Origin of the sequence: Hyphomonas sp. FCG-A18 (assembly GCF_045287255.1) — a bacterium.
GTDB lineage: Bacteria > Pseudomonadota > Alphaproteobacteria > Caulobacterales > Hyphomonadaceae > Henriciella.
Genome location: NZ_CP137142.1, coordinates 525207 through 541027, shown reverse-complemented (window position 1 = coordinate 541027; position 15821 = coordinate 525207). Strand labels below are relative to the sequence as shown.

Genomic DNA, 15821 nt, shown 5'->3' with positions numbered 1-15821 from the left:
CAATGACCCACGATCTCTCCCAGCCCACAATGGTTACCTCTGACAAGACAGCCCGTCAGATTTTCGAGGAAGTGCGCGCCAATCCAGCCCGCGCCCGGTTTGGTTTTGGAGAGAAGCTGGCCATTGTGAATGTTGATCCGCAAAAGTCCTATACGCGGCCTGACCTCTACAAGACCGCCTATATTACCGATCCGCGCCAGATGGAGCATATTGATGCGATCTCCAGCGCCGCGCGGGCCAAGGGCCTGCCAGTGATCTGGACGCATGTCGCCTATATGGACAATGCCGCAGATGCTGGGGTGTGGGGCACACGCACGGACACGCCCGACAGTTTGCAGAACATCAAATATGGCTCAGAGCGCACCGAATTTGATGATCGCCTGACCATCGATCCAGCCGTTGATGCGGTCTATACCAAGCGGATGCCAAGCGCGTTCTTTGAAACTCCGCTGAACAGTTTCCTGACCTGGCACAAGGTTGACACGGTTGTGGTGACCGGAGGATCGACCAGTGGCTGTGTGCGCGCCACGGCGGTTGATAGCCTCTCCTATGGCTATCGCACCATTGTTCCGGAAGAATGCGTGGCCGACAAACATGAGAGCTATCACTTCGCCAACCTGACGGACCTGTTGATTAAGTATGCCGACGTGGTGCCCGTCAGCGAAGTCCATGACGCGATTGCGAGGTATCAGGGCTGATGCATACCGATCCGAACCTCTATGACTATTGGCCCTATGAAGGGCGTCCAAAGATTACCTGGCCGGGGGGCAAGAAGCTCGCCTTCTGGATCGCGCCGAACATCGAATATTATGAGTTCCAACCACCGCATAATGATAAGCGTCCCGGCTGGCCACGCGGTAATCCGGATGTCGTTGCCTATTCCCAGCGCACATGGGGCAATACGGTCGGCCATTGGCGGATGATGGACCTGTTCGACAAGTATGATCTGCGCGGCTCAATCTCGCTCTCCATTGGTCTTGTCGATCACCATCCGGAAATCATTGAGGCGGTAAATGCCCGTAATTGGGAGTTCTTCTCTCACGGGATTTACAATACGCGCTATTCCTATGGCATGACACCAGAGCAGGAAGTTGCTGTTCTGAAGGACAGTATCGAGACGGTGGAGCGCGCGACGGGCAAGCGCATTCGCGGCTATCTCGCCCCGGCCCTGACCCATACCGAGCATACGCTGGACCTCATCGCCGAGCATGATTTTTGGTACACGTGCGACCTGTTTCAGGATGACCAGCCCCAGCCGATCAAGACCAAGAGTGGCAAGCTCGTCTCGATGCCCTACTCGCTCGAAGTCAATGACGTGATCACCTATAGCGTTCAGGGTTGGGATCCGCAGCGTTATACGGACCTGCTGATCCGCCACTTCGATCAGTTACTGGAAGAAGGCGCGCAGTCCGGCACGGTGATGTGTATTCCGCTGCATGCTTATCTGGTCAGTCAGCCCCATCGCCTGCGCGTGTTTGAAGAGGCGCTGAAGCATATTTGCAGCCACCGCGATGATGTCTGGTTCACCACCGGGGCCGAGATCGCTGAGTATTATCGCGAGACCTATTGGGATCAGACCATAGCCGATGTCGCGGCGCGCGGCGTGGTCACCACTGGAACAGGATTTCAACCATGATCAAGCCCGGCTATCTGCAACACATGGCCCGCTATAATCGCTGGCAGAATGACAATCTGTACACGGCAGCCGACACATTATCTGAGGCCGAGCGCCGACAGGATCGCGGCAGCTTCTTCAAATCCATCCACGCAACATTCTCGCATATCCTATGGGCAGATCAAACCTGGATGAGCCGTTTAGGTGACTGGGAAGCCCCTAAAACAGATATCCCGGGATCGACCACACTTTATAATGACTGGGCTGAATTACGAAGCCTGCGCATTGCTGCCGACTTTCGGTTTATTCGCTGGGCAGATGAACTTTCACAGAGCGATGCCGATGGAGACCTCATCTATTTCAGCACTTCTGGCGAACAGCAAACCCGTAAGCGAGCAATTTGTCTGATGCAGGTGTTTAATCACCAGACCCATCATCGCGGACAGATCCACGCCATGCTGACAGCGGCTGGGGCTAAACCAGACGATACCGATATTCAGTTTATGCCGGAGGCGTATTTCTGATGCCGCTACCCGACGATTATCTGACCTATCCCCATCGCAAGCATGGCCTGGACAATCCCCATTATGGCTGGCACCCGGTTGATCGCCGTGACCCGGTTCATCTGAAAGACGGCACAAAAGCGATTGCGACAATTATCGTGCCAGTGGAGTTCTTTCCGTTGAACCCGCCAGCAACTCCGTTCAAACATCCCGGTGCGATGAAAACGCCCTATCCGGACCTGCGCCATTTCACGACCCGCGATTATGGCAACCGGGTGGGTATTTATCGCCTGCTCCGCGCCTTTGCAGCTGAAGGCGTGATAGCGACGTTTGCGATAAATGCAGAAATTGCCCGTCGCTATCCGCCACTGATCGAAGCAATCACTAAAGCCGGGCATGAGCTTGCGGCCCATGGTGTCTCAACCGCGCATATCCATCACGATGGCCTGAGCGAAGACGAAGAACGCGCCCTGATCGCGCAGGCTCGCGCAGCCTTTCCTGATGCCAAGACATGGATGAGCCCGGCGCGCAATGAAAGCTATCGCACGCTCAACTTGCTGGCGCAGGCTGGGTTTACGAATGTGCTCGACTGGGAAGCTGACCAGCGCCCGATTGCGATGCAAACCGATAGCGGTCCTATCACCGCCCTGCCCCATTATGGCGAGCTAGGGGATTTCAAACTGCTGCTGGATCGCTCGCAGTCCGAGGATGTGTGGGCCGACCAGATCATTGAGGCGGCAAGCTATAGCGTCGATCTGCACGATAAAGAGGGCGCTGCCGCTCTTGCCTTCACCATGACCCCCTACATTGCCGGGCAACCCTTCCGCATGCATGCCGTCCGCCGCATTCTGGCGACGCTCGCAAACATGCACGGGCTCAAACTCGCCTCTGCAACGGACAGTGTTTCAGCCTTTTCGAGTGCGTCATGACCCGCCGTGAACTCCTCCTCAGCCTGAGCGCCGCCGGTGCGGTTGCCCCGCTGGCCTATGCCCAAGGAAACACCACTATGCGCTATACCGCTCTTGCCCTGCAAACCGTCTGTGACGCCGTAAACCAGGACGCGACAATTGAAGATGCCCATGCCCGTATGGACCGGGCCATCGCGCGGGTGCGCGGACAGATCGGCTCTGCCAAAGGCTTCCTGAAAGGCTTCAATGGTTATGATGTGAAGCTGGTCGTCTTGCCGGAATACTGGATGACAGGCTTTCCCCTCGGCGAAACCCGTGAGGAGTGGCAAAACAAAGCCGCGATCCCGATGGACGGCGCCTTCCCGGACAAGCTGGCAAAGCTGGCCCAGATCTTTGGCATCTATCTCTGCTCCAACCATTATGAGACCGACCCGAATTTCCCGGACCTCTATTTTCAGGCCAATGTTATCTATGGGCCAAGTGGCGATGTCGTTCTGCGCTATCGCCGCATGATCTCGCTCTATACACCCAGCCCTTATGATGTCTGGGACAAGTATCTCGACACTTATGGCGAGGATGCGGTCTTCCCGGTCGCGGATACCGAGATTGGGGTTTTGGGCAGCGTTGCGAGCGAAGAAATCCTGTATCCGGAAATTGCCCGTATGCATGTCTTCAAGGGCGCAGAAATCCTCTGTCACCCAACCAGTGAAGTGGGCGCGCCAACCCTGACACCAAAGCATATTTCCAAGAAAGCCCGCGCGGTGGAGAATATTGCCTATGTCGTCTCGGCCAATAGCGCAGAAATCATCGGGACGCCTGTGCCAAGCGCCTCAACCGACGCGATGTCGATCGTACTTGATCCCTATGGCCGCACCCTTGCCGAAGCAGGCAGCGGCGAGACACTGAACGCCAATGCCGTGCTCGATATTGGCGCGCTGCGTGAAACCCGCCGCAAGACCGGGATGACCAATACGTTGTCACGCCTGCCCAATACCGCCTTTGCCAGCGGTTATGCTGGTGCCAATCACGCCCCCGCCAATCGCACACCAAATGGTCAGATGATTGAGCGCGCCGAAGCGATTGCCCAACAACAGGCCGTAATCGACCGCCTCGCCGCGGCTGGCATCCTGAAATAGAGGACTTTTCCGATGACTGACTTTCCCGCGACCCCACCTTTCGTCCCGCGCCTTGAGCAGACCTGTTATCTGGTGATCTGCCGCGATGGCCCGGGCAGTGCTGAGCCGCGCAAGATCCACCTGAAGGGCCACCTTGATCATGTTGAGGCCAACTGGACCCGCTATGTCACTGCTGGTCCGATCCGTGAGCCGGGCGGTGAAGCGCTGGTTGGGTCCATCTTTCTGGTTCTGGCGGATACGCTCGAAGACGCAAAAGCTCTGATGAATGGTGACCCCTACATCACATGCGGGATGTATGAGACGATCACCTATAACGAGTTTTCCAACTCGATCGGTCAGTATATTGGCGGTAAAATCTGGGAAAGCGCTGAAGCCATAGCCCATCGCGCGGCCGGTGGCCCATCCGATGACCTCTCCAAAGGGGTAAAGGCGTCTTAAGCGGCTAAACCGGATATCGTGATTTACAGACCAAGCCAGGAAACGCTATGCCTTAAGTCTCAAGGATAGGATTCTATGGCTGATACTGTACCGCTGACCTTTACGCCCGACCAGATCGACGAAGGCTCGACCACACCGCTCTACCAGCAAATCTATGATATGCTGCATGCGCGGATTATTGATGGCACGCTGAAGCTGAATGATCACCTGCCGGCTGAGCAGGACCTGACCAAGGCGCTGGGCGTCTCTCGGATTACTGTGAAGCGCGCGATGAATGAGCTTGCCGTTGCCGGATTGGTGCGCCGCCAGCGCGGCATCGGCACTGTCGTCATTTACGATGTCGCTGCTCCCGCAATCAAAGGCAGCTTTGATACGATGATTGATGGCCTGACCCGTATGGGTCTGGAAACCGAGGTCCAGTTGCTCGACTGCACAATCGGGACAGCCAGCCCGGCCATCTCTCAATCACTGGACCTGAAAGCCGGTGCGAGCGTGCAACGCATTGTTCGCCTGCGCCGCCTTGATGGTGAGCCGTTTTCCTATCTCGTGACCTATATCCCGTATGATATTGCCGATGGGTATGACGAGGCACAGCTCGCCAGCGAGTCTCTGATTAAGCTGCTCGAACAAGCCGGGCATGCTCCGGTTGAGGCTGAACAGACAATTACAGCGACCGCCGCTGAACCTGCTGTCGCGGCTAATCTTGGCGTTGCGCCGGGTTCCCCCCTGATGCGCATTCACCGGATCATGCGTGATGGAAAAGGCCGCCCTGTGCAGGACATCACCGCCCATTACCGTGCTGATCGATTTGAATATCACATGCGTTTGACGCGGAATAATGCCGCAGAAAACGACTGGACGACCGAAAAGTGACAATCTGCCTCTCGCCATATCCGCCGCAAATGATATATCATTTGAAATCGGAGGATAGACGGTGTTGGATCAATCCCTTTTTACGCTCTTGCATGTGCTTGTTTTCGTCTACTGGCTCGGCGGGGATCTCGGGGCGTTTTATACCAGTCGTTTCCTGACCCAGCCTGATGTCAGTGCTGACCGCCGGATGATGGCCGCCAAGATTGTCGGCGATGTCGACATGGCCCCGCGCACGGCTTTGATTCTCACTTTACCGACCGGACTGGCGCTTGCGCAAAGTAAGGGGTGGCTGGATTTGGGCTGGATACCTGTCAGCCTGATCGCCATCGCCTCACTCGCCTGGCTCGTGCTTGCCTGGGTCCTGCATGTTCGCCATGGCGGGGCACCGCAAGCGCTCAAGACACTGGACCTTGCCATTCGCTGGTTACTGATCGCTGGACTGGTGGTCTGGGCCGGAGCGGGTTTGACGGGGTCAATCAGCCTGCCGCTCTTTCTGGCTTTGAAAATGCTTTTGCTGGCCGGATGTATTGCCCTTGGCCTGTTCATCCGAATTGTCCTGCGGCCCCTCGGACCAGCTCTCATGGGCCTGTCTGGTCCTGAAGCCAGCGCCGCCGAAGCCAGTCTTGCTAATACCCTTAATCGCGCCCGCCCCCTCGTCATGGGGATTTGGGTTCTGCTCGTCTCAGCCGCCTTTATCGGGCTCTGGACGCCAACCACTTTCTAGGAGACTTTGACCCATGGCCGATGATCTGAAATCCATGTCCGATATAAATGGCGTTCTGAAACAACAGCTTGGCGATGAAGGCTTTAAAGACGATCAAGCCAGCCGTGAGTTTATGAGCCAGGATATCTGGGCCAAGGGAGAGACCGCCGCCTTTGTTGCCGCTCCAAAAACCGTTGAGGAAATGCAGGAAGCGATCCGCGCGGCCCATGCGCGCGGTATCTCGCTGAACCCGCGCGGGGGCGGCATGTCCTATACCAAAGCCTATATCCCTGACCGGGAGAATGTCGGCATTCTGGACACGACCAAGCTCAACCAGATTGTCGAGATCAACACCGAAGACATGTATGTCACCGTGCAGGCTGGCGTGACCTGGGCGCAGCTCTATGACGCCCTGAAGCCGCATAATCTGCGCACCCCTTTCTGGGGCCCACTCTCTGGCCTGACCTCTACTGTTGGCGGTGGCCTGTCACAGAACAATGCGTTCTTTGGCGCTGGCAAGTATGGCACGACGGGCGATAGCGTTCTGTCCGTGACGGTTATTCTGGCCGATGGCACGCTTGTGCGCACGGGCACAGCCGGGAACAAGAATGGTAAGCCGTTCTGGCGTCATTATGGCCCTGACCTGACCGGCCTGTTCTGCGGTGATTGCGGTACGCTGGGCTATAAGGCCGAGATCACGTTCCGCCTGATCCCGACACCAAAAGCCGAGGACTGGGCAAGCTTTGAATTCAAGACCCGCGATGAGTGCGCCAACGCCATGGCTGCAATGATGCGCGAGGATATTGCTTGTGAGATTTTCGGATTTGACCCGAACCTAACCAAAGTTCGCATGGCCCGTGCGAGTGTCCTCTCCGATGCCAAGGCGCTGAGCAATGTGATCCGCAAGCAAGGCTCCCTGCTAAAGGGCCTGAAAGAAGGTGCGAAAGTTGCCCTCGCCGGGCGCGGCTTCATGGACGAGGCGGACTATACGCTGCATGTCATGGTCGAAGGTCGCTCAGCCGCAGGGGTGCGCGAGGATATGGCCGATTTGAAAGCCATCGCCAAAGCCAATGGCGCAAAGGAGATTGAAAACTCCATCCCGAAAATTATTCGCGCCAACCCGTTTGGGCCACTGACCTCAATCCTTGGCCCGCATGGCGAACGCTGGGTGCCGATCCATGGTATCGTCCCGGTGTCTGAAGGTCCGGCGACATGGGCAGAGATTGAAGCCGGGTTTGACGCGATGCGTGATGAACTCGACGCCCATGACATTCTGACTGGATACCTCGTCACCAGCCTTGGCACGACAGGCTACTTGATCGAACCCGTCTTCCTGTGGCCGGAGGAAATCTGGCCGATACATGAGGATACGGTCGGCCCGGACATCCTGAAAAAGCTGCCCCGGCATGAGGCTAAGCCTGAAGCAACCGCTGTGGTTGAAAAGGCGCGGCAAGTGGTGCTGGATGCCTTCACCAATCATGGCGCAGCCCATTTCCAGATTGGCCGCACCTACCCTTACAAAACCGGGCGTAGCCCGGAGACTTGGGCCCTGTTGGATGCCATCAAGGCCGCCGTTGACGAGAAAGGGATCATCAATCCCGGCGCGCTGGGGCTTGGCTGAATCATGACACAGTTAAAAGCCCGGGACCCGCGAACCGGAGAGTACGACTATCAGTTTGAAGGCACAGACCGCTCTGCCCTTGAAGCCATTGCAAGCCGCCAGCGTGCCACCGCGCAGGACTGGCATGCGCTCGGCCTTGATGGTCGCATGGCCAAGCTCGGCGCTCTCGCTGATGCATTGGGCAAACATCATGACGCGATTGCTGCCGCACTGGAGATTGATACCGGACGACGCCGGATTGCTGGCCTGGAAGTCGATGGTACGATTGGCGCGATTCATGGCTGGCTGGCCCAGGCCCCACATCTTGTCCCTTCGGGTTGGACCGAGGGGCGGATGAACCCAGCGATCCGCCATGCCCCGCAATTCCTACCCTATGCCCTCGTCGGCGTGATCAGCCCATGGAACTTCCCACTGACGCTCAGCATGATTGATACAATCCCGGCTTTGCTCGCAGGCTGCACTGTCATCGTGAAACCTTCAGAAGTCACCCCGCGCTTTGTTGATCCGCTGCGCGTAGCGATTGCCGAGGCGGGCCTTTCCGATGTCCTCAGCTTCGTGCAGGGGGATGGCGCAACCGGCGCCGCACTGATCGATACGGTCGATGCGATCTGCTTTACCGGCTCTGTACCCACTGGGCGAAAAGTCGCCGCCGGAGCTGCCCAGAATATGATCCCGGCTTTCCTTGAGCTTGGCGGCAAGGACCCGCTGATCGTGCTGGAAAGCTCCGATCTGGAAGCGGCCACTGATGCCGCCCTGCGAAGCTCTGTCCTCTCAACCGGGCAGGCCTGTCAGTCGATTGAACGGATCTATGTCCAGCGCTCGATCCATGACGCTTTCCTGAGCCGTCTGGTGGAGAAGGCAGAGGCTGCGCGCCTGAACTGGCCGGATATTACGCAGGGCGAGATCGGCCCTATCATCTTTGATAAACAGGCCGCAATCCTTGAGGCCCACATTGAAGACGCCAAAGCCAAAGGCGGGCGTGCCCTCACGGGCGGTACCATCGAAACGCATGGTGGTGGGCTGTGGCTCCGCCCGACTGTGATTGGCGATGCGACCCATGAGATGAAAGTCGTCACGCAGGAGACGTTCGGCCCGATCATGCCTGTTCTGCCCTTTGATACGGTCGAAGACGCCATCGCGATGGCCAATGATACCGAATATGGCCTGTCGGCTGCGGTCTTTGCCGGAACACTGGAAGAAGCTCAGGCCGTGGGCGAGCAGATCGAGGCGGGCGCGGTCTCCCTCAATGATGCGGCACTGACCGCCCTCTTCCATGAAGCCGAGAAGCACAGCTTCAAACTCTCCGGCATGGGTGGCAGCCGCATGGGCCCCGCCGGCTTCCAGCGCTTCTTGCGTCGCAAGGCGTTAATTGCCAATACGGGCGCACCGGCCCCGCTTGGGGCGTTTGCCGAGGATGCCCAGTGACCCAATCAATCCGTCTGGAAACCAATGCCCCCCTTGCCGAAATCATTCTGAACAAGCCGGAGAAGCGCAATGCGCTGTCGCTGGATATGTGGGCAGCCATTCCAGACTTGATTGCGCAGGCAACTAAAAACCCGGACGTCAAAACCATCCTGATCCATGGCGGTGATGCCGGGGCCTTTGCCGCAGGGGCGGATATTTCCGAGTTTGAAGTGACCTACGCCACGGCGCAAAGTGCGAAAGCCTCAGGCGATACGATCGCCGCTGCCCTGAACGCAGTTGAAGCTTGCCCCAAGCCGACTATCGCCGCCATTGAAGGGGCCTGCGTTGGCGGAGGGGTCAGCCTCGCCATGGCCTGCGATCTACGCGTGGCGTCTGAGGGCAGTAAGTTTGGCGTCACACCGGGCAAGCTCGGCCTCGTTTATCCGGCGGGCGATACACGCCGCTTGCTCAGCGCGATTGGCCCTGGCGCGACCAAGGACATCCTGTTTACCGGGCGCATTTTCATGGCCGATGAAGCCAAAACGATGCGCCTCATCGACCGCCTCACTCCAAAGGGCGAAGCCCTGACTGAGGCGCGCGCGTTTGCAGAACAGATCAGCGCCATCTCGCAATGGTCCACCCGCGCGACCAAAAAGATGATCGCTGGCCTGCAATCAGGCTGGACCGACACGACACCAGAAGCCAATGCCCTATTCATCGAAGGCTTCGCCAATGAAGACTTCAAGGATGGCTATAAAGCCTTTCTAGAGAAGCGCCCGGCGAAGTTTACACTTTGAAGTTTCATTCAGCAGGAGAAACCCATGATCTTCCGCGAAGCAACCGAGCAAGATTTGTACGCTATCGTCGAACTGCTTGCCGATGATACCCTCGGCGCGACGCGGGAAAAGCTGACTAACCCTCTTCCTGTAGAATACACAACGGCCTTCCAAGAGCTAACGGATCAAATCGGAAATCACCTCATCGTCGCTTCAGCTCCCGATGGTTCGATTAAGGGCTGTCTTCAACTGACAATCACACCTGGCATCGCCCGTATGGGCGCGAAACGCGCTACAATTGAAGGCGTCCGGGTCAGCCGTGACGAGCGCAATACAGGCCTCGGCACAAAACTGTTCGTGTACGCGATTGAAGAAGCAAAGAAAGCCGGGTGCCAGCTCGTTCAGCTCACAACCGATAAAGCCAGACCCGACGCGCACCGCTTCTATGAACGCCTAAGCTTCGAGGCGAGCCATGTCGGCATGAAATTGAAACTGGAAGATTAGACTACTCATACCCTTTTGGCATGGGTGGTTTGCCAAGGAGCGCCTCGACCGCAGCAGCGGCTTTCAAAGTCTCTTGATCGCTGCCTTCTGGTCCGATGATCTGACACGAGAGCGGCAGGCCGTCTGAACAGAGCCCTGTAAAGACGGCAGTAGCAGGTAGATAAGCAAAGTCGGCCCAGGCGGTGAAATCGGCCTGATTGGCGGGGACGGGATCATCAAAGCCGAAGGCTTGTTGCGGGGCCGTTGGGGCGATGACGAAATCGACCTCGTCCCAGACCTGCATAGCTGCGTGATGAACCTCGGCGATATGCGCATAGGCGGCATCCAGCTTCTCTGGTGACTGGCGCATGCCCCATTGCATCAGGCCCATAAAGGTCTCGCTGAAGCCCTCGGGCTGATCGCCTTCAGCGGTCACGCCATGTTCTTTCGCGCCCTCGACCTCAGAGATCAGAAGCCCGGCGCGGCGGGAGCGGGAATAGTCATAGACGGGGGGTGTGAAGGCTTTCGTTTTTGCCCCGGCTTTGGCGAGTCTGGCTGCGACGGCTTCAAATCCGGCGCTGACGGGCAAAGTGAGATCAACCGTGCCGCCCCCATTCCACACCCCGATCCGCAGCCCCGAAAGGATCGCAGGCTCAAGCGCGGGCGCTGGCCCCCAATCGGCGAGCACGTGCATAGCCTGCCAAAGCGTTTCGACATCGCGCGCCAAGGGGCCGACATGGTCCAGCGTGGTTGAAAGCGGCACAACGCCTTCATCGGGGACAATGCCACTGGTTGGCTTATGCCCCTGCACGCCGCAATAGGCCGCCGGGATACGCACACTGCCCATTGTATCAGTCCCGAGCGCAACATCGCAGAGGCCAGCAGCAACCGCCGCGCCTGAACCGCCAGAAGATCCTCCGGGTGTCAGCCCCTTGCGCCAGGGGTTCTGGGTTCGGCCATAGGCTTCATTATCGGTGGTCGCACCGAGTGCGCCTTCATGCATGTTCACCGTGCCGAGAACTGTCCCGCCAGAGGCACGGATACGGGAGATGACGGTCGCGTTTTCTTCCGCAATGCGGTGGCGATAGGCCTCAATCCCGGCCGTCAGCGGCAAGCCCTTGATCGCGATATTTGATTTTACGCCCCAGCAGAGACCATCGCCCTGCGCCTCATCGGACAGGTCAAGAAAGGCATTGAGATCACCATTCAGATCGGCAATCCGGGCGCGATAATCGGGGCGGCTCATTTGAACCGCTCATCAATAAGTCGAATGGGCTTTTGTCTTACTTCAGTCTGGGTCAGGGCGGCAAGGCTGCCCGGCCCAGAAAGCTCAACACCACAATCGATGCCGATCTTCTGTTTCAGGAGCGCCTTATACTTTGACACTTCGGCCTCACCTTGTGGGCCATTGACCTCGGCGCAGACAATGAACTCATCCCGGCCAGCGGCATCGCGCTCGGCTTTACAGATGAACTCTCCGGCAAAGCTGGACACCTCTTCGAGCAGTGGCCCCATGGCTTGTGGGAAGATATTGATGCCGCGAATCTTCACCATATTGTCCGAGCGCCCGAGGAAGCCCTCAATCCGCTTGAAGTTCAGGCCCAGAGAAGACGATCCGGTTTTCACCTTGGTCACGTCATGGGTGTTGAACCGGATGATCGGATAGATGTCGTCCTTGTAGAGGCAGGTACAGACCATATCGCCCTGCGCTCCATCGGCGAGCGGCGCGCCGCTATCAATGTCGCAAACCTCAAGGAATTGCGCATCTTCCATGACATAGAGCCCATCCCGGTCCGGACCTTCACCGGCAATACAGCCCGTATCGCCAACGCCATACCAGTCAAAACACTCAACCCCGCCCCAGCTTTCAGACAGGCTTTGCTTATCTTCACGGCCCAAGTGACCGGAAACCATACGGATATTGAGGTCTTTTACCGGGTCGATCCCCTGCTCTACCGCAACGCGGGCGAGCTTTTTGATATAGTCGGCAAAGCCAACAATGACGGTCGCACCGAAATCGCGCATCAGTTCGACCTGGCGCACAGAACGGGTCTCAACCCCGGTCCCGGCAGACATGAAAATCGCGCTGGTCCAGTGGATCACGCTCTCGCGGACATAGTGGCCGCCATTGATCATGCCGTGGCCATAGACCGAGTGCACGACATCATCCGGGCGCAGGCCCTGAAAACGGTAAAGCCGACCCAGCAGCAAGTTTTGCGCTTCCCGGCTCTTAGCCCCGAAAAGGAGCACTTGCGGTGTTCCCGTCGTACCGGAGGTGGTGTGCATGATGACGGGTGGTCGGCCACCCTCATGGCTTTCAAACCCGGCGAAATCGCCCAGTGGCGGGTTACGGGCGATGCTGTCCATGATGTCGGCTTTGTCGAAGACGGGCAGGGAAGGCAGCGTGTCGAGGCCTTTAATGTCGCCCGGTTCAATCCCGGCATCACCCCAGAGCTTCTGGTAGAACGGAACTTTCCAGGCGCGATCAACACAGCGGGCAAACAGTTTTTCCTGATGCGCACGAATTTCATCCTGACTTTTCTTGGCGAAGGTCACGAAGTCATCACCGATCGGGTGATCACGCTGCAGCGCCTCCCAATCGACAGAGTTGAAATAGGTCTTGTGTTGCGCAGCCATCATTTGGCCTCCAGTCCAGCAGCGAGGCGGCTGAGCAGGCGAACGTCCGTCACAGCCTCCAGATTATTTGTCAAAGTGATCAGTTGATCCGCGATGTCCGGGCGCGGGGTCCCAAAGCCGAAATCGACGCAGGCGCGAAACTTATTCAGATGCGCCGCTTCGCTCATCGGGTCAGCGGGCGAGCCATACAGCGCATCGATCCGGGCCTCGACCACGCCCCCATCCTTGAGCGTGGCGCGCGCGACTTGTGGGACGAAGGCTGCCGGGTCAGGCGAGCCATCGTCGACAACCTCGATCCGCTGGCCCAGCGCATAAGTGTCTGCATCGCGCAGCGCCTCTTCGCTGAAGTCAGTGAGGCCAACATTACCCGTTCGCAGGGCTACGGCGCCGGAAAACTGGAAGCAGAGACGGGCATAATTGACCGCCATATCCGGCCTGATCGGGCGCCCGACAAGACGATGAATGATCGGCGGGGCGGTCAGCTTGATATGCTCAACATTTTCAGGGGTCACACCCTGCGCGCGCAATTTCTGCATCAGGACAATACCACCCTGCGCGGCGCGCCCGGTTGGAAACGGCTTGTGGCTGACCTCTGCGATGCGCCAGACCTTGCCGAGCGAGGCAATCACTTCTGTTGGGTCGGCCTCGTCCTCAAACAGAGCGAAATAACCGAATGGCCCTTCGAGGCTGTCATGCGGTCCGGGCATGCCCGCTTGCGCCATATCACAGGCCATAATCGCTCCGCGGGCCGCATTGCCAATCTGCACGGGCAGCGCAGGTTTGCCCTCGACATGAGCCTGCATCGTGCCGGAATTGAAGGCGAGAGCGTAACCAAGCGCGTCCTTGGCTTGCTCTGGTGTAAAGCCACGCAAGCGGGAGACGCCGAGGGTCGCACCGAAGATTCCTGCATTGGCCGGACGGAAAAATTTGATCGGGCTGGTGACACTGATGCCGATCCCTGTAGCGAGGTCGACGGCAACGGTCATCGCCATCGCGAGATCAGGACCGCTCACCCCGCCCTGCGCATCGCATTCAGCCATTAAGGCAGACAGGATGGTCGCGAGCGGATGGACCACGGCGGGTTCGTGTACGCAGTCAAATTCCTGACAGTGAATCTGAAAACCATTGATAAAGGCAGCATTGGCCGGCGTGGTCTGGATCGCGTTCTGGCCCCAGACATGGGCCGTACCACTATCCGCCCAATGCCCCGCCGCGGCGCGAACCCGTGCTGTCAGTGGCACGGCTGCCCCGGCAATACCCACCCCGAGTGTATCGAGCAGATAAGTCTGTACGGCTTTACGGGCCTCTTCCGGGAGGTCGCCATATTGCGCGCCAAGACCATGGGCGACAACAGCGTCAATCATTCCACTCATCCCAATACCCCTCTTAAAACCCCGACTAAATCGGGCAGCTTAGAAGGGTCTTTGGCAAGTGCCAAAAGATTGGTGGCAGCGTCATCTTCCATCCCGCCAGCTTTCATCAGCGTGAGCGCCTTACCCTCAATCTGCTGCGCCGAAACCGGATTTTCAGGATCGCCTAAAGCATCCGGGGCTTTGGCGGTGACACCATTGGCCGAGACCTCACCCCCAAAGCGGGCAGGATAGGCGGAAGCGTAAGGCTCAGCCTCGGCAACGTTAACACGCGCCCGCACGGCCTTCATGGCTGGATCTTCAATCGCCCCGGGCAGGAAATCCTCCAATTGCGGCTCTCCGCGCACGACACATACCGCTACAGCGTGCTGGAGCGAGAACTTTGCCTCAATTACGGTTTGCGGGTTTGGCTTGTCACAGAATTTCAAGGCATCGCCATAGGTGCGCACCTCAATCGGGCCGCTCATATCTGTCTGTTTGGACAGGGCCAAAGCCGCATCGATGACTGCATGGGCATGACGACAGGCCGGCCACGGTTTGAAGCTGACATCATGGATCAGCCAGTCGCTCTCATAAGTCGCCAAAATATCCGCCGGATCTGCACCCGGACAGGTCGCAGCAAAGAAACCCTGCTCACCTTCGAGAATGGTCAGAGGCCCGGTAAACCCTGCTTTTGCCAATCGCGCGGCTTCATACCCGGCTCGGGCAGCATGAGCGGTATGAAGCTGTTTACCCATACTCGCAGGCTCATGCCGGGTTTGCCAAAGGCCGCTCGCCTGACTCATTGCCAGAGCCAGCGCATGGGCGGTTTGGGTATCATCAAGGCCCAAGAGTGAGGCACAAGCTGCCGCTGCGCCAATCGGACCGCAAGTCCCGGTGCTGTGCCAGAGCGCGTAATGCCCTGTTCCAACCGCGCGACCCAGCCGGATCGTGGCTTCGTAACCGTGGACAATCCCTTTGATGAGGGCTTCACCACTTTGCCCAGCTTCGTCTGCGCACACCAAGGCCGCTGGGATGATGCTCGGGCCGGGATGAAGCAGCGCGCGCTTGTCGACATCATCCATTTCCAGAATGTTGCCAATCCCGCCCCAATAGAAAGCTTCACCGGATGGACCTGCAGGTTTGGCCTGTTTGAGCATTTTACCTGCGGGTTCAACCGCCCCGGCAATTGCGCAGCCAACCCAGTCCAGCAAATGCAGGTTCGCCCGCGCCTGCGCACCCGTATCAACCGGGCGCGCAAGATAGCTCGCCAGGCGTTGTAAGAGAGTCGGATTTGCAATTTGTCCGGACATTTGCTTTTGCTAGCACACTCTTTAGGAAAGAGTGAACCACAAAGTGACGCAATCGCAGGAAA

At 58.1% G+C, this 15821-nt stretch carries 16 protein-coding genes; 12 read left to right on the top strand and 4 right to left on the bottom strand.

Going from position 1 to position 15821, the window contains the following annotated elements:
- Positions 1 to 29: 29 nt before the first annotated feature.
- The 12 genes from RYZ27_RS02655 (at position 30) to RYZ27_RS02600 (ending at position 10481) form a co-directional block, all read left to right on the top strand.
- Positions 30 to 698 carry an isochorismatase family protein gene (locus RYZ27_RS02655; protein WP_406681752.1) on the top strand — a complete coding sequence of 223 codons (669 nt, stop codon included), beginning with the start codon at positions 30 to 32 and terminating at the stop codon, positions 696 to 698.
- Positions 698 to 1636 (top strand): polysaccharide deacetylase family protein, encoded by a 939-nt coding sequence (locus tag RYZ27_RS02650; protein ID WP_406680810.1) that lies wholly within the window; start codon positions 698 to 700, stop codon positions 1634 to 1636. Before RYZ27_RS02655 ends, RYZ27_RS02650 begins: the two co-directional genes overlap by 1 nt.
- The gene (locus tag RYZ27_RS02645) at positions 1633 to 2139 is read left to right on the top strand and encodes a DinB family protein (protein ID WP_406680809.1); all 507 of its coding nucleotides are present in this window, start codon (positions 1633 to 1635) and stop codon (positions 2137 to 2139) included. The genes RYZ27_RS02650 and RYZ27_RS02645 overlap by 4 nt, the downstream gene beginning before the upstream one ends.
- Complete coding sequence (locus tag RYZ27_RS02640) at positions 2139 to 3047, top strand: polysaccharide deacetylase family protein (protein WP_406680808.1); 909 nt, start codon at positions 2139 to 2141, stop codon at positions 3045 to 3047. The genes RYZ27_RS02645 and RYZ27_RS02640 overlap by 1 nt, the downstream gene beginning before the upstream one ends.
- Positions 3044 to 4162 (top strand): nitrilase-related carbon-nitrogen hydrolase, encoded by a 1119-nt coding sequence (locus RYZ27_RS02635; protein ID WP_406680807.1) that lies wholly within the window; start codon positions 3044 to 3046, stop codon positions 4160 to 4162. The genes RYZ27_RS02640 and RYZ27_RS02635 overlap by 4 nt, the downstream gene beginning before the upstream one ends.
- A gap of 12 nt (positions 4163 to 4174) precedes the next feature.
- Positions 4175 to 4600, top strand: a complete 426-nt coding sequence (locus RYZ27_RS02630; RefSeq protein WP_406680806.1) for a YciI family protein — start codon at positions 4175 to 4177, stop codon at positions 4598 to 4600.
- A gap of 75 nt (positions 4601 to 4675) precedes the next feature.
- On the top strand, positions 4676 to 5473 hold the full coding sequence (locus RYZ27_RS02625; RefSeq protein ID WP_406680805.1) for a GntR family transcriptional regulator: 798 nt from the start codon (positions 4676 to 4678) through the stop codon (positions 5471 to 5473).
- Positions 5474 to 5534: 61 nt separating this feature from the next.
- Complete coding sequence (locus RYZ27_RS02620; RefSeq protein ID WP_406680804.1) at positions 5535 to 6197, top strand: hypothetical protein; 663 nt, start codon at positions 5535 to 5537, stop codon at positions 6195 to 6197.
- A 13-nt stretch (positions 6198 to 6210) separates the two neighbouring features.
- A complete protein-coding gene (locus tag RYZ27_RS02615) occupies positions 6211 to 7797 on the top strand; it encodes an FAD-binding oxidoreductase (protein ID WP_406680803.1) in 1587 nt (528 codons plus the stop codon).
- A 3-nt stretch (positions 7798 to 7800) separates the two neighbouring features.
- On the top strand, positions 7801 to 9222 hold the full coding sequence (locus tag RYZ27_RS02610) for an aldehyde dehydrogenase family protein (protein WP_406680802.1): 1422 nt from the start codon (positions 7801 to 7803) through the stop codon (positions 9220 to 9222).
- The gene (locus RYZ27_RS02605; RefSeq protein ID WP_406680801.1) at positions 9219 to 9998 is read left to right on the top strand and encodes an enoyl-CoA hydratase/isomerase family protein; all 780 of its coding nucleotides are present in this window, start codon (positions 9219 to 9221) and stop codon (positions 9996 to 9998) included. The genes RYZ27_RS02610 and RYZ27_RS02605 overlap by 4 nt, the downstream gene beginning before the upstream one ends.
- 24 nt (positions 9999 to 10022) lie before the next feature.
- Positions 10023 to 10481, top strand: coding sequence for an N-acetyltransferase family protein (locus RYZ27_RS02600; RefSeq protein WP_406680800.1), 459 nt, complete (start codon positions 10023 to 10025; stop codon positions 10479 to 10481).
- Between the two features lies 1 nt (position 10482).
- Here the strand turns inward: RYZ27_RS02600 and RYZ27_RS02595 are convergent, their stop codons facing one another.
- Genes RYZ27_RS02595 through RYZ27_RS02580 form a run of 4 tightly spaced genes read right to left on the bottom strand, consistent with a single transcriptional unit; the run spans position 10483 to position 15759 of the window.
- A complete protein-coding gene (locus RYZ27_RS02595; protein WP_406680799.1) occupies positions 10483 to 11706 on the bottom strand; it encodes an amidase in 1224 nt (407 codons plus the stop codon).
- Positions 11703 to 13097 carry a phenylacetate--CoA ligase family protein gene (locus RYZ27_RS02590; protein WP_406681751.1) on the bottom strand — a complete coding sequence of 465 codons (1395 nt, stop codon included), beginning with the start codon at positions 13095 to 13097 and terminating at the stop codon, positions 11703 to 11705. The genes RYZ27_RS02595 and RYZ27_RS02590 overlap by 4 nt, the downstream gene beginning before the upstream one ends.
- A complete protein-coding gene (locus RYZ27_RS02585) occupies positions 13097 to 14470 on the bottom strand; it encodes an MmgE/PrpD family protein (protein WP_406680798.1) in 1374 nt (457 codons plus the stop codon). The genes RYZ27_RS02590 and RYZ27_RS02585 overlap by 1 nt, the downstream gene beginning before the upstream one ends.
- A complete protein-coding gene (locus tag RYZ27_RS02580) occupies positions 14467 to 15759 on the bottom strand; it encodes an MmgE/PrpD family protein (protein WP_406680797.1) in 1293 nt (430 codons plus the stop codon). The genes RYZ27_RS02585 and RYZ27_RS02580 overlap by 4 nt, the downstream gene beginning before the upstream one ends.
- Positions 15760 to 15821 lie beyond the last annotated feature (62 nt).